A 13,412-nucleotide genomic window follows, 5' to 3' on the forward strand; every position below is an offset into this window, starting at 1 on the left:
ATAAAATATGCTTTTTGAAGAGAGTGGGATTATTATGGGAGAAAAATATGTTAATCCTCCTGTTGTAGAAGTTGTTTGTGAATTTAAAGTTTCTGAAAAGAAAGCATGGGACTTAGCAGTTCCTGGTTTACTCTATAATAAAATTAAGGATCTTTTTCCAAAACGCCAACAATCGAATGTCCCAGTACTTGAGATCAGAAAAGTTCCGGATGGTATTGAGCATAGAACTGGTGTTGAACAATTTACTGAATTCAGTTCTGATTCGCACAATATAAGAATTAGAATATCTCAAACTTCGTTGGCTATATTGGAACAAGGCAAATATTCTGGTTGGGAAAATATTAAAAGTTGTATTAACCGTGTTCTAGAGGAGTTTTTAAAGATCGAAGATATTAATATCGATTTCTTCGAGAGGATTGGATTAAGGTATATAAATATAATAAATATACCTAAAATGAGCGAATATGACCTGAAAGAATACTTTACCTTTAGACCTTTATGGGATAACAACAAACTCCCAAGTTCCATAAAAGGATTTATTGTTGGAAGTGTTTTTAATTATGAAAACAATAGGGATTCCTGCAAGATTGAGCTAACTACCATTCCAGGGCAGAAAGAAAATCATATTTCTTTTAAGTTTGATCTTGATTACTATACTGGTAGTCCAAATTCAGTCGAGGTAACTAACGCTAAAGAATGGGTTGAATGTGCTCATAAAAACATCGAAGAAGCTTTTGAAGCATGTATAACTGATGAATTAAGGAATCTCTGGAGGTGAACCATGACACTTAGTCTAACAAAGCCAGAGCAATATAATCCTAACTCCAATTGGTCAGAAATTATAATGTCGAATCCGTTGCTTTCTTTCGAAAGAAAAATTTTGAATACATATGGAAACAAAGTTGAGGCATTTTACACCGATGAATTTTTTAAGAGGCCCACATATTCAAAAGTTAATCACATAGTAGCCTCTTTAAAATCATTAGAGGAGGATCTGGGCATCAAGCTATTGAAAGTCTCTGAAATTAAAGAATATTTTTTAAAGCATATCGACATGTGTGATTTGACTTATGAATTGTCGTACTATTTGTTGTCGCAGTTCACGAATTCTGCATGCCTTACTTTAGATTACTACAATGATAAAGAATATAATGATGAATATCTCTGTCTTTATATTTTTTCTAACAAAAGAAATCAAGAAATAATTGATATTATTTGGGATGCTTATAAAGCGTTTAAGAGAGAAATTAGCAGAGCTAGTGGTTGGATTCGAATAAGTAAAGATTTTGAGGGTGTTCATCATTGATGGGTTTTACATGGGATGAATTTCTTGAAATAGCGAAATTCTTAAAGCAACTCCATCCTAGTAACAATAATTATTCTGATGAATGCATAGTCAGAACAATTGTTGACAGGGCTTATTATAGTGCTTTTAATATAGCGAGAGACAAGGCTGTTAAAAAGGGCTATCAAAAGCAGGGCGCTAAAGACCATCGAAAATTACCAATTTTTTTTAGATCAAAAAGACCTGAAATCGCTGGTGCATTAGAAGAACTAAGAGATTTGAGAAATAATTGTAGTTATGAGATAAAATGGATTGACTCAAGATCAATTCTTGATGTGGAAGAGTATGTAATTTTGCAAGCAGAAAAGGTTTTAGATGAATTAAAGTAAAAATATTCATAGATTTAATTAAAATATATACAAATATGAAAATCACAATAACTTCGCCACTTGGCGAGGTTTCTTTTATTCTATATGGTATAATTTATTATACCATTTTGCATCATCTTCCTCTTTTCATGCTTCAATTTCTTGGGGGAGGGATCTGCGTAGGTAAAAAGCGCGCTGCAATTTATGCCAGGTATTCTTCTGACAATCAGCAAGAACTTTCAATTGAAGGGCAGCTTGATCAAATGCTTGAATTTTGCCAAAAACACGGATATGAAGTCGTAAAGCAGTATGCAGATAGGGGAATATCTGCTTTCTTGATTGAAAAACGTCATGACTTTCTCAAGCTTATAGAAGATGCAATGGAGGCTAAATTTGATACGTTATAGTCTGGAGCTATGACAGGGGCAGCATAAAAAATGCTATAAAACCCTATACTACAAAAAAGGCAAACCACACAAAGGAGGGTTACAGGGCTCATAGAAATCAAAGATATTGTACTCTAATTTCTCACAGAAAACGAAGAATGTCTACTTGGAAGAAGATATCTGAACAGGGGATCTTAACCTGTTTTAGGATACAGGGATATTTTTACAGCACTTTCTTGACAGAACCTCTCTGCAATTTCACACGAGTTCTAAGTCCTTTTCAACCAATGATCGATAGAGTTCTACACCTTTCCTGAAGGCTTCTTTGCTTAACTTACCAGTGGTAGTATAAACATTTGTGAGTTTTTCTGGAAGCGTTAGCTTATCGAAAGAAAACCCGTTATCCAGCTTAAATTTGTATTTGAGGCCATGAATTTTATGTCCAATTTCATCAATACTCTTCGAATTCCAGCCTTCAATTCCGACGCTCTTCAAAGCTTCAAGTACTGTTTCTTTATCATATATTTTTCTGGCGAATAGACAGCCTACCAAAGAATTGAAAACCATTCGCCAGATAGCTTCATTGTATAGAGAATTAATCTGTTCCTCAAAAGGGGCTGGATTACTCGCTATTTTTTGATCGATTGAATATCCCGCACTATCCAGGTGAGAGTGTCTTACGCCGGTGGCATACCCCAGAAAAGCATTTATACCTGTAACGTAGCCAGGTGCTTCATTTTTCCCGAAAACAATGGAATTTTCCGTTGCACCATATTTGCGAGCACAAAAATCTGCTCCTTTTTCGAGATCTGAGTAAAATTCATTTTCTGACCGAGCAATTTTGGTGAGTACCCTGAGATAAGTTTCACCATCGCCAAATTTCAGAACCTCTCCGAGCGTGTGCTTTTCACTTATTACTCCATGTTGGAAAGCATCTGTGGCCCAGGCGAGGGTCCCTCCCATGCTGATAGCGTCCCAGCCTTGTTTCTCAACAATTTGGAGGAGCTTAAGGATGGTTTCTGTAGAATCTATAGAGAGATTGGAACCCCATGAGAAGATCAATTCATGGTCATAAGATACTTTGATGGTTTTGTACATATGATGCTTTTTATCGAAAGCCTCTCTAAATGTGGCCATATGAATACAGCCTATTTGGCATCCCGCACAAGCTATTTGCTGTGCTAAGTGCTTTTCGGCAAACGCTTCACCCGAGATTTTATCAGCTCCTTCGAAGAAACCTTGAGAGAAATTGCGTGTTGGTAAGCCATTTATTATACTAAGTGGGACGACATTCATTGCAGTACCCAGATCATGATATTTGGCCATTGCCTCTGATTCCACTACTTGTTTGTATATTCTATGGTAGAGAGAGTTGTAGAGCTTTCTATCGATTAGTCTCCAATATTTATTTCCAGATATGATGAGTGCTTTAATGTTTTTCGATCCAAGGACACCACCAAGGCCAAGCCTTCCAAAATGCCTTGAAGAATCGACTATGGCACAAGCAATGGGAGAAAGCCTTTCACCTGCTGGACCAATTCTGACTATTGAACGTTTCCCTATACCATGTTCTCTATCTCTGAGAACCCTTTCTGTTGCTAGTGCCGACATTCCCTTCAATGAATAGGCTTGCTTAACTTCCACCTGATCATTTTTCACAACTATGTAGGAAGGTTCTTTTGCTTTGCCTTTAATTCGCAGTACATGGTAGCCAGCTTCATAGAGAGACAATCCAAGCCTTCCGCCAGCATGGGATTCACCGAGATTCCCTGTTAGCGGGGACTTAAATAAGCACACGGTCTTAGTTATAACGGGAAACATGTTGTTCAAAGGTCCTATCGCGAATATCACAGGGGCTTCAGGAGCAAAGGGGTCAATATCCGGTGAACAAGAATCTACAAGCAACTTTGTTGCAACTCCCGTTCCACCCAACCATTCCTTGAATAAGTCGGTAACATCTATTGTTTCCTTCTTATTGTTCGTCAAATCGATGTCAAGCATATAAAAACGTCTCATTATTCCACCTCCACAAGAGCGAGGACACTGTTCGGGCAGTAAGAAGCACAAATACCGCAGTGATGGCATATTATTGGAATTTCGAATTCTGTATCCCACTGTAATGCACCAGGAACACACGCATCAATGCATTTCCTGCAATGGATACACTTCGAGCTATCAAAAACCACCCCTCCACCTTTCCTCTTGGTAAGTGCCTGAGTGGGGCAAACAACTATACAGTCTGGATTATTACACCCATAACATATTCTTACTGAAAAGGCACCTTCTACTCCGGGATAGTTTTTAACCCTTAGGGCAGCTTTTTCGACAGTAATAGCCTGTTGCCATGTCCTTGAACAGGCGTACATACAACTAAAACAGCCGATACATTGATCTCTATTTACGACTCTCATTAGTTTTGCCATCAGACCACCCCCACAAATCTGCTTTATTCCATTGTAACCCCTGAGCGGCATCTAAAGATATTACTGAAACTCTCGTGGAAGACAATCTGTTTTTACTTCAGGAGTCGTTATAATGAATATATGCACTATCTAACAGGATGTAGAGCTCAAATGAACCATTTCGATTCATTGAGTTTAATTATATTTAAGAAAGGAGAAATTTGCGCGTATTAAAGACAATGTGTATATCAAAACTTTTAATACAAAGACAGCCGAAAGAAGATAAAATATATAGTGAATTATTTCACATTTCGAGGAGATGATAAGTCGTGGAAATTAGGGTTTGTATGGGAAGTGCTTGTCACATCAAAGGTTCAACAAAAATTATAGCTAGACTTCAAGAGCTAATTAAATTTCATAATCTATCAGATAAGATTGATCTAAAAGGTTCATTTTGTATGGGTCCTTGCAGCAAAGGAGTGGTTGCTCAAATAGATGGAAAATATTTCTATAATCTATCTGAAGAAAATGTGGAAGTTTTCTTTAAAAAAGAAATTCTAAAGTGTGGTGAATAATATGGCAGCTACCAGGACTATTTGGGAGATACTTTGGGATTACGATCCAAATGCACTCGTTGTGCTGGATAAGGAATTAAGAATCAAGATAATAAACCCGGCATTTATAAAGCTCTTCAACATTGGCAATGCTGAGAGCATTTTAGGGCAAAAAATTGAAGACTTTTTCCTAGATACTAGCCTATTTGAAAGGGTAAAAGAAAAGAACGAAATAATACGAAATCATCGGGTCTATTTCGCAAAATATGGTGTAACTGCCAGTGTGGTAATTTTCCCGATTTTGGAAGTCGATATGATTGCTGCGATTATCATAGACATAACCTCAGAAATAGAGAAAGAAGAAAAACACCGAAAAATAAGACTGAAGGCGGCTGAACAAGTTCAAGAAGTCGTTGAAAATCAAATGAAAGTTGCTCAGGAAATTGCCTCAATTCTGGGTGAAACGGTGGCCGAAACAAAGGCACAACTGATCAAACTGAAAGAAATAATTTCCCAGGAGTGATGATTTTGAATATTAAAGCCGAGGCAATATTTAAGCAATTGAATAAACATGGCGAGGAACTATGCGGTGATACTGTAAAAATCCGGAATGTTAATGATTCCACGATAGTGGTTCTTTCCGATGGTTTAGGAAGTGGAGTAAAGGCTCATATACTCTCAACATTAACCTGTGAAATTTTGAGCACCATGTTTAAAGAACGAATCGACCTGAAGGAGATAGTGAGGACTCTTGTCAAAACTTTGCCTGTTTGCAAGGTAAGAGGAATAGCTTACTCCACCTTTACGATTTGTGTGGTTAAGAATAATGGAGAAGTCCGAATAATAAACTATGACGGTCCACTTCCTGTAATAGTCCAACGTGGAAAATTGCTCAATCCCGAAAGTCTGGGAAGTTATAAGACAGTAGAGGATAAACGTATTTTAGATATCAAGCTCTTTTCTATACCTGGCGATTCCATTTTTCTTATGTCAGACGGCATTTTGCACGCTGGCCTTGGGAATATGATGAATTTTGGATGGGGCTGGGAAAATGTCTCAAAATATCTTCAGAAGATCGTGAACAAGACCAACTCTACAAAAAAGGCTGTCGAAACAGTAATTGAGCTTACTAACAACTACTATGGAAACCAACCAGGCGACGATGCAACCCTTGTTGGAATTCGAATCAAGGAGAAGAAAAAAGCAGTTATACTTACCGGACCTCCCTTAGATCCGACGTTAGACGAGTATATCGTTAAAAGATTCCTAGGAATGGAAGGCTACATAAAAATCATCTGCGGTGGGACCACTGGCAATATCGTTTCAAGATACCTGGGAAAGGAGATAAAAGTTGATCTCTCAACCATGCATAAAGATGTTCCTCCTATCGGAAAATTGGAGGGCATTGATCTCGTCACTGAAGGCATCCTTACCCTGAAGAAGGTTATTGAAATCTTCAAAATGTATGGTGTAGACCCCGAAAATATCCCCAACAGCAATGATGGTGCAAGTAAAATGGCAAGATTAATTGCAGAAAGTGATGAAATCAAACTGATGGTTGGACAACGTATAAATCCTTTTTACCAAAACCCATCGCTTCCTTTTGATATGTCAGTCAGGCACACTCTTGTTACCGAGTTAACTGAAATCCTCAGTAAAGAAGGCAAAATCGTTACAAAAGAGCATTTTTAGGAGGTGGCTCCATGAAAGTAAAAATTTGTGTGGGAACTATGTGTCATTTAATGGGTTCAAGTGAAGTACTATACATGGCTCACGAAATTGCTTCTAAAAGCAAGAATATTGAAATAGAAGCTTGTACCTGCCTTGATCACTGTCATCTCGGTAAGAAGCCGCCAATTGTAGAAATAGATGGGAAAGTTTATGAGGAAGTCACTCCAGAAATATTGAAAGAACTTTTGGAGGCGGTTAAATGAGAAATGTTATAACAACAGAACTCACAAAATTACGCAGGCTAGCGCTAATAAAACTATCTGAAAAAATCATAAATAAGAGTTATGGTGAAATCCCCAAGATTTCCAAAGAAATAATTTCCGAAGTAGGTTATCAATATGATCAGGATCTTTACAGAATAAAAGTCATGCTTGATGAAAGCATAAAAATATTTTTAGGAACAGATTATTCCAAGACAAAAGCATTAGAACTGTATGAGCTTCTACCGGAAATGGAAGCTGTACTATCAAATCAAAGTCAGCTGTGCCGGAAAGAGAAAAGCGGTATTATCAACATAATCAAAGAAATTTGTGATGGCTGTCCATTGCCCCAATATTATATTACTGACCTTTGTCGAAACTGCTCGGCAAAGTATTGTATAAATAGCTGTCCGAAGAAAGCAATAAGCATTGTTAATGGAAAGCCAAAGATAAACCCGGAGCTCTGTGTTGGATGTGGGTTGTGTGCCAAGAATTGCCCCTATGGTGCAATTCTCAAGACTCAAAGACCATGTATTTCAGCTTGTAAATTAGATGCAATTAGCTCTGATGAAAAAGGTTTAGTAGCGATAGATGAAAGCCAATGTGTTCAATGTGGTGAATGTGCAATTGCCTGCCCATTTGGTGCCATTGTTGAAACTTCCGCAATAGGACAGGTAATTTTTTCACTGATAAACAAGAAAAATATAGTAGCAATCTTCGCGCCGTCTTCCATCTCTCAGTTCGGCCCAAGAGTTACGTTGGGACAATTTAAAAGAGCGTTGAAAGAGTTAGGTTTCACTGATGCATATGAAGTGGCTCTTGGAGCAGACATGGTTGCAGAAGAAGAGGCTGAATATCTCGATGAGAACCTTGAAAATCTTCGTTTCATTACAACTTCCTGCTGTCCAGCGTTTAAGAATATGATTCTTAAAAAATTTCCCCATTTGAATAATCACATTTCACCATCATTGTCACCTATGAATATGCTCGCCAAAGAAATAAAGGACAAAGATCCCAATTTGAAAGTAGTTTTTATAGGTCCATGTATTGCGAAGAAATGGGAAGCCGATTTATACGAATATACCGACTATGTGCTTACTTTTGAAGAAATAGCTTCTATTTTCGCTGCTTTCAAGATTGAGCCTTCTAAAGTGGATGCTGAACTCTTAGATGACGCCACATCGGCGGGTAGAGGGTTCGCGGCATCTGGTGGCGTAACAGCAGCCGTAAAAGAGCTTGCAAAAAAAGAATTCGATTGCATTGTATGTAATGGCATGAAAGAATGTTTGGATATGCTCAAAACAACTGAAAAGGGAGAGATACAAGGGCTAATCGAAGGAATGGGTTGTGAAGGTGGTTGTATTTCAGGACCCAGGGTAATGATTAACCCGCGGATCGCTTTAGCCCAATTAAAAAAACAACTCCAAAATTCATGAAAAAATTGATAAAAGAAAAGGCTGGTATAAACCAGCCTTTTCTTTTTCGCACGTTCACATTTTTAGCTCATTGGGTTTAAAGAGTCTTCATAAATCTCCCTTATAACTTCTTTTGTCGCTTTCACCGGAGCAAGACTTAGTAAGAGATCGAGAGAAGGTGTAGTCGTAGCTAGTTCGACAAGTTTGGGAATATCATTTTTTGTAAAACCAAAATCTGAAAGTTTTTCAGTGATACCCAGATTGAAAAGCCACTTTTCTATACCCGAAGCGATTTTTTCTGCTTCCCCTGGAATACCTTTGAGTCCAGGAACAATGGGCTCATAAATATCTGCCAGCACTTCAGGAACAGCAGGATATATATGCTTAACAACCGCGGGAAGAAGCATTGCAAGTCCCAAACCATGTGGAAGCTCTGGTTTTACAGCACTTAATGGATGTTCCAGGGCGTGTGTATAATGTAGCAATCCGTTGTCGAATGAGATCCCGGCAATAGTCGAAGCATAGAGTAGATAATATCTCGCAACAAGATTATCCGGATGTGCCAACGCTTCAGGAAGATACCTCGAAATAAGTCTTATTGTTTCTCTGGCAAGGAGGATAGAGTATGGGCTTGCCGCAAGCGTAGTGGCAGCTTCAGTCACATGGTTTACAGCATCAATCGATGTGAACTTAGTTTGGTTATGAGGAAGGGACACCATAAGTGCAGGATCGTCGATAGCGTAAACAGGATAGATACAATCATATGCTAACGCTGGTTTATATTCCTTTGTAAGTATCGAAGCAACTGCGAATCTGTCAACCTCAGTTCCAGTACCATGGGTAGTGTTAATTGCGATTACTGGTTTGGCTCTTTCGGGAATAAAAGTTTGTTCGTAAAGCTCTGTAGCATTCTTATCTGTATATTCGAGTAAGATAGCAACACCTTTAGCAGTGTCTATTGGACTACCTCCACCAATTCCGATAACTGCTTCTGCACCAATTTCTTTTCCCATTTTGGTAGCTTCGTCGATCTGTTCAACCGTAGGGTTTGGTTGAACGCCGGTGTACATTACCCACTCGATTCCATTTTCTTTGAGTGCCGGTTCTATAACATCCCAAGCTCCAGTCACTTTATAGACAACTTCATCTGTAACTACGATAATTTTCTTTCTTCCTTCTTTTTTCAAAGCGCTAGCAATATCCTTTATTTTGTTTATTGCACCTACTCCAAAATAACAGAGGGTCCGGCTTCTAAGTTCGAAGACATTGTAGATGTTGACTTTACTTTCCCACATAATCTCACCTCCGTTTGTGAAATAATTCACTATTATTTTAATACGAATCAGAATTTCATGTATGTCAAAACACAGAAAATATCGAAACAGAATGTGATTATTTTCACAACATCAAAATATACACTCAACCTAACTTGAATCAAATAAACCGGAAAAATCTTTAAGTTCTTTGGATTAAGAATTTTCATTGAAAATCAGGGTCAACTACCATTGGATTGCCATGAAAGTCATTAAAACTAATAAAATGCTCAATTAAATAACTTGAGTTCTTTGTAAATTTAGGCGCACAACTTGAGTATATAGCGCTTGCGAGAATTACAATGTTTATCAAATGAAGTTATCATGAAGATATATATGGTAAGAATGTCATTCCAAGCACTAATTTACCCGCAACACACAGACGTTACAAAAAGATCCTTATCCCTTTTCACCATTCTTAATGGTTCAATTTTCGGGTAGGGACTTATATGAAAAAAATAATTGTTGGCATTTACCATGAGATGATCACGGATATTTAAGTAAAAGTTCTAAACATAATAGCTCACTTTACCCCCCACAACTTGAACAGCTTCCTCCTGAGCAACCCGAGCAACTGGAGTTTCCTGACGAGTAGTCAGTAGGTGTGGAGGTTCCTGAATCCATTTTGAAGCTTACTCTGGAAATCTGTTTAACAAGTTTTCCATTACACTCAGAGCAGGCAGGTGGTTCCTGACCGATTTTTAGCAACAATCTCTCTTCCTTCCCGCAGTTTTCGCAAATAAAACGGTATATAGGCATATCACACCTCCTGAGTATGAAGCATCTATATTATTTTATAGCCAGGTTCCAAAGATCTCTATCTGGTATTTCACCATTTATTTGATAGTTTTGCTGACAGCAATCGTTAAATTCTGAAATCGGATTGGGAGTCATCATATGGAATCTTAAAACATAAAACAATTGATTAATGCTAATTGCCGGTCTCTATTATGTTTTCTGCAAAACCTCCCCCACTAACTATAACCATTCTTCCTATCACTGTACCATAGACGCTTCCGCCTCCAGAAATTGTTACATCCGCATCAGGGGCATAAACTGCTACGGAGTAGAAATCACTGATTACAGTTCCAGCTCCTGCAACTTTCAGATTACCATTAACTGAAGCCAATAGTCCCTTAAATTGGGCGCTCCCAGCAATCTCAACTTCAGCATACTCGCTATAAAAAGTTCCAGAAAAACGAATATTTCCTCCAAATTTAACATTGCTTGGTCCTTTGTAGTAGATACTCATCCTCTCAGCATCTCCATTAAAATTAACCTGACTACTTCCACTTATATTGAAATAATTGTCAACGTAGATCTCGACTTTTCCACTGCCGATAAGCGTAATCTTTCCTTGTTGAACATTCAGAGTGTTTACCCTTATCTTTCTCACAACACCTGCTGATCCCGTATCTATCACAAGTTTTCTATTCTGAATAACCTCTATCTTAGAATAAAAGCCGTCAGCATCAATTATGTATTCTTCAGTTGGAGTCCATCTTGTTCTGAGAACACCATCCTTTAACCAATACCACTTGTGTCCCCATTTTTCCACATATTGGTCTTCGGGGTATGGAAGTCCCTCTGGAAACGTAGGAAATGCGGGAATTCCATAATCTCCCGTTCCTTCTCCACCATCGGAATCTCCCGAACCGGTACTTCCTATGAGGATATTTCCCTGTTCATCTAGTAAAAAGGTATAACATGCTGTCATGTCATCAAAACTGTTCAACCCCCCATTAACGAAGTTAAAGTCCCCAGGAGGGATTGCTCCGCTAACACTTGTTAGCTTTTCGCCCAATGCTAATACATCCACATTCTCTGATGTAAAGATGACGAATTCATAGTAACCATCACTTTCTCTCCACGCGATTCCATATTTCTCAGCATTAATATTTCTACCCAGTTCGTCTATACTTGTGGGAACTTCACTATTCAAATAAACTGTATTTGCAACAGATTGACAAAGAACTTTAAAATTGGTGGCGACTTTTATGGCTTTAGCGTTCTTTATCATATTCATCGTCATTGGAATAATTATGGCAACAAGAGTTGACAGTGCTACGAGAGAAATTAATAATTCGACTAATGAAAAACCCCTTCTTGCACTTACCATACTTTGCCACCTTTCTAAGCCAATATTATACAACCCCAATTATGCAAATATGTGCCGATGAAAAATACGAACAAAATTATTCCACTCACCATAAACCCAAACTATGCACTTAAAAGATAAAAGAGGAAAGGTCATTGAAAAAAGCATGGGAACCTAGTAAATTGGTTGTGAAGCCAAACACAACAAATGGAGGTTCCCCATGCCCTCAACTAAGGTACCACAACTCCTGAACTCTTTGTGTGAAGAGGTTTCCTTTCCAGAGTCTGAACACAAAACTCCACCTTTAGCAATGGTCTTGAGCCCAAATACATAACACTAGACGAAACTGTTATTGAGAGATACGGTTCGAAGAGAACCTTTGTTGGAAATCTTTGCTATGACTATAAAACTTACTGAAGTTCTACCAAGAGATGTCATTCTCGAAAGTAAACTGACGAAGGGTATTGTTCTAAAGGTACCCTTTCTAAGTGCTGCTATGGACACTGTTACCGAAGCAGAGACAACTAAAGTCATGGTAAGAAATGGTGACGTTGGGGTAATCTACAAAAACATGCCGCCAAAGGAACAAATAGGAGAAGTCAGGGATAGAGTGAAAGCAGGAATAGGGCACAAATCCCCATAGAAGTTTTCTAGAGATGAAAAAAGGTTTGATGCGTTAGGCAAGGAACATTAAAAGCCATTGCGACAGGCTATACTAATGAACTTTTCATTTATGGTATAAACAATCTTCTAAATCCTATGGCTGCCCGTACTGACGCAGACGGAATCCAAACCCATCAAGATTTTATCGCTCTATCACTATGTTTCAATTGACTTTTTAAGTTTAAATTTCTTCGCTTTCGAATAAGATATTGCTTCTACAGGACAAACATTTTCACAGTTAAAGCACAATAAACATTCATTTCTGATTATTCTTCTCTTCTTGTTGTCTAAGGTTATGATGGAATTTGCGTTACAAACTTTTTGGCATAGACCACATCCTATACATTTGTCTTCACTGATCCCGAGATGCAATTTTGCTGGCCTGGAGAAGAAGGAAAGGATGGTACCATAGGGGCAAAAAAAACTGTGCCAAAACTCTTCTTCAAAGAACAGAGTAACCATAACACCAGCAACCAAAATATAGAACAGTAAAGGGAGTTTAATGGCGAAAATTCTCGTTGTAACCAATAATCCGAGAAATAGGAAGAGAAAAATATATCTGAATACAGGTTTTTTCATTACTTTTGGAGTTTTAAGGCGCTTTATATGGAGTTTCTTGTAAAGCCAGCCTATCGGTCTAAAAACTGTTTGGATTGGGCAGACCCAACCGCAATAAAATCTACCAAAAAAAAGCGAAAGAATCGCCAAGCCTCCAAATATCAGGATCCATAACTGAAGCTTACCACCAATGAATAGAAACAAGAAGAGTAAAAGTGAAGCTATTTCAGTGATCGTTCTCAAGACCGCTGTTAGTTTCAAGGCAATCCCCCCTATGAACAATTTTTAGATCACTATTTAAAGTATAATGCGTTTTGAAATACCAATCAGTAACATTTGTTACATCCGCTAGCTTCCTAAGAGAGCTAAAGGACGAAAAAAGAGAGTTATCTGATTCGAATAAGGGAAATTCCTTTTGTAGAATTCCAGTAAAACAATT

Annotated in this window: 16 protein-coding genes; 10 read left to right on the forward strand and 6 right to left on the reverse strand. The window is 38.0% G+C overall.

What is annotated here, in order from left to right; all coding sequences use genetic code 11:
• Positions 1-7 precede the first annotated feature (7 nt).
• The 4 genes from IX53_RS01660 to IX53_RS01675 are packed head-to-tail and all read left to right on the forward strand — an operon-like array spanning position 8 to position 2,060.
• Positions 8-778, forward strand: coding sequence for a TIGR04255 family protein (locus IX53_RS01660; RefSeq protein ID WP_082128434.1), 771 nt, complete (start codon positions 8-10; stop codon positions 776-778).
• Between the two features lie 3 nt (positions 779-781).
• A complete protein-coding gene (locus tag IX53_RS01665) occupies positions 782-1,306 on the forward strand; it encodes a hypothetical protein (protein ID WP_047753875.1) in 525 nt (174 codons plus the stop codon).
• Positions 1,303-1,674 (forward strand): hypothetical protein, encoded by a 372-nt coding sequence (locus tag IX53_RS01670; RefSeq protein WP_156173079.1) that lies wholly within the window; start codon positions 1,303-1,305, stop codon positions 1,672-1,674. The genes IX53_RS01665 and IX53_RS01670 overlap by 4 nt, the downstream gene beginning before the upstream one ends.
• A 35-nt stretch (positions 1,675-1,709) precedes the next feature.
• Positions 1,710-2,060 (forward strand): recombinase family protein, encoded by a 351-nt coding sequence (locus IX53_RS01675; protein ID WP_047753877.1) that lies wholly within the window; start codon positions 1,710-1,712, stop codon positions 2,058-2,060.
• A 237-nt stretch (positions 2,061-2,297) separates the two neighbouring features.
• On the opposite strand, the gene IX53_RS01680 is transcribed toward IX53_RS01675, so the two are convergent.
• Both IX53_RS01680 and IX53_RS01685 read right to left on the reverse strand, forming a co-directional pair.
• Positions 2,298-4,055, reverse strand: coding sequence for an aldehyde ferredoxin oxidoreductase N-terminal domain-containing protein (locus IX53_RS01680; RefSeq protein ID WP_047753878.1), 1,758 nt, complete (start codon positions 4,053-4,055; stop codon positions 2,298-2,300).
• On the reverse strand, positions 4,055-4,462 hold the full coding sequence (locus IX53_RS01685; RefSeq protein WP_047753879.1) for a 4Fe-4S dicluster domain-containing protein: 408 nt from the start codon (positions 4,460-4,462) through the stop codon (positions 4,055-4,057). The genes IX53_RS01680 and IX53_RS01685 overlap by 1 nt, the downstream gene beginning before the upstream one ends.
• Before the next feature lie 308 nt (positions 4,463-4,770).
• On the opposite strand from IX53_RS01685, the gene IX53_RS01690 reads away from it, so the two are divergent.
• The 5 genes from IX53_RS01690 to IX53_RS01710 are packed head-to-tail and all read left to right on the forward strand — an operon-like array spanning position 4,771 to position 8,362.
• A complete protein-coding gene (locus IX53_RS01690) occupies positions 4,771-5,016 on the forward strand; it encodes a (2Fe-2S) ferredoxin domain-containing protein (protein WP_047753880.1) in 246 nt (81 codons plus the stop codon).
• Between the two features lies 1 nt (position 5,017).
• Positions 5,018-5,518: a nitrogen regulation protein NR(II) gene (locus IX53_RS01695; protein ID WP_047753881.1), complete on the forward strand. Its 501-nt coding sequence runs from the start codon at positions 5,018-5,020 to the stop codon at positions 5,516-5,518.
• Between the two features lie 5 nt (positions 5,519-5,523).
• The gene (locus tag IX53_RS01700) at positions 5,524-6,687 is read left to right on the forward strand and encodes a PP2C family protein-serine/threonine phosphatase (protein ID WP_047753882.1); all 1,164 of its coding nucleotides are present in this window, start codon (positions 5,524-5,526) and stop codon (positions 6,685-6,687) included.
• A gap of 11 nt (positions 6,688-6,698) precedes the next feature.
• A complete protein-coding gene (locus IX53_RS01705; protein WP_047753883.1) occupies positions 6,699-6,929 on the forward strand; it encodes an NAD(P)H-dependent oxidoreductase subunit E in 231 nt (76 codons plus the stop codon).
• Positions 6,926-8,362: a monomeric [FeFe] hydrogenase gene (locus tag IX53_RS01710; protein WP_053001097.1), complete on the forward strand. Its 1,437-nt coding sequence runs from the start codon at positions 6,926-6,928 to the stop codon at positions 8,360-8,362. Before IX53_RS01705 ends, IX53_RS01710 begins: the two co-directional genes overlap by 4 nt.
• A 62-nt stretch (positions 8,363-8,424) precedes the next feature.
• On the opposite strand, the gene IX53_RS01715 is transcribed toward IX53_RS01710, so the two are convergent.
• The 3 genes from IX53_RS01715 to IX53_RS10440 form a co-directional block, all read right to left on the reverse strand.
• Positions 8,425-9,636, reverse strand: coding sequence for an iron-containing alcohol dehydrogenase (locus IX53_RS01715; RefSeq protein WP_047753884.1), 1,212 nt, complete (start codon positions 9,634-9,636; stop codon positions 8,425-8,427).
• A 546-nt stretch (positions 9,637-10,182) separates the two neighbouring features.
• A complete protein-coding gene (locus IX53_RS11215; protein ID WP_082128436.1) occupies positions 10,183-10,413 on the reverse strand; it encodes an FmdB family zinc ribbon protein in 231 nt (76 codons plus the stop codon).
• A 172-nt stretch (positions 10,414-10,585) separates the two neighbouring features.
• Entirely contained in the window at positions 10,586-11,773 is a 1,188-nt protein-coding gene (locus IX53_RS10440) for a DUF7305 domain-containing protein (RefSeq protein ID WP_053001098.1), read from the reverse strand.
• 376 nt (positions 11,774-12,149) lie between these two features.
• Here IX53_RS10440 and IX53_RS01725 point away from each other — a divergent pair, with 376 nt between their 5' ends.
• On the forward strand, positions 12,150-12,395 hold the full coding sequence (locus IX53_RS01725; RefSeq protein ID WP_156173080.1) for an IMP dehydrogenase: 246 nt from the start codon (positions 12,150-12,152) through the stop codon (positions 12,393-12,395).
• A 176-nt stretch (positions 12,396-12,571) separates the two neighbouring features.
• Here IX53_RS01725 and IX53_RS01730 read toward each other — a convergent pair whose 3' ends face one another.
• Positions 12,572-13,234 (reverse strand): 4Fe-4S binding protein, encoded by a 663-nt coding sequence (locus IX53_RS01730; RefSeq protein ID WP_245612738.1) that lies wholly within the window; start codon positions 13,232-13,234, stop codon positions 12,572-12,574.
• Positions 13,235-13,412 lie beyond the last annotated feature (178 nt).

The sequence above is a fragment of the Kosmotoga pacifica genome (assembly GCF_001027025.1).
In the GTDB taxonomy this organism is placed as follows: domain Bacteria; phylum Thermotogota; class Thermotogae; order Petrotogales; family Kosmotogaceae; genus Kosmotoga_B; species Kosmotoga_B pacifica.

Bases quoted from the DNA above. Each gene is read 5' to 3' on its own strand.
- IX53_RS01660 (WP_082128434.1), top strand. From the start codon at position 8: ATGCTTTTTGAAGAGAGTGGGATTATTATGGGAGAAAAATATGTTAAT.
- IX53_RS01665 (WP_047753875.1), top strand. From the start codon at position 782: ATGACACTTAGTCTAACAAAGCCAGAGCAATATAATCCTAACTCCAAT.
- IX53_RS01675 (WP_047753877.1), top strand. From the start codon at position 1,710: ATGAAAATCACAATAACTTCGCCACTTGGCGAGGTTTCTTTTATTCTA.
- IX53_RS01680 (WP_047753878.1), bottom strand. From the start codon at position 4,055: ATGAGACGTTTTTATATGCTTGACATCGATTTGACGAACAATAAGAAG.
- IX53_RS01685 (WP_047753879.1), bottom strand. From the start codon at position 4,462: ATGGCAAAACTAATGAGAGTCGTAAATAGAGATCAATGTATCGGCTGT.
- IX53_RS01695 (WP_047753881.1), top strand. From the start codon at position 5,018: ATGGCAGCTACCAGGACTATTTGGGAGATACTTTGGGATTACGATCCA.
- IX53_RS01705 (WP_047753883.1), top strand. From the start codon at position 6,699: ATGAAAGTAAAAATTTGTGTGGGAACTATGTGTCATTTAATGGGTTCA.
- IX53_RS01710 (WP_053001097.1), top strand. From the start codon at position 6,926: ATGAGAAATGTTATAACAACAGAACTCACAAAATTACGCAGGCTAGCG.
- IX53_RS01715 (WP_047753884.1), bottom strand. From the start codon at position 9,636: ATGTGGGAAAGTAAAGTCAACATCTACAATGTCTTCGAACTTAGAAGC.
- IX53_RS11215 (WP_082128436.1), bottom strand. From the start codon at position 10,413: ATGCCTATATACCGTTTTATTTGCGAAAACTGCGGGAAGGAAGAGAGA.
- IX53_RS10440 (WP_053001098.1), bottom strand. From the start codon at position 11,773: ATGGTAAGTGCAAGAAGGGGTTTTTCATTAGTCGAATTATTAATTTCT.
- IX53_RS01725 (WP_156173080.1), top strand. From the start codon at position 12,150: ATGACTATAAAACTTACTGAAGTTCTACCAAGAGATGTCATTCTCGAA.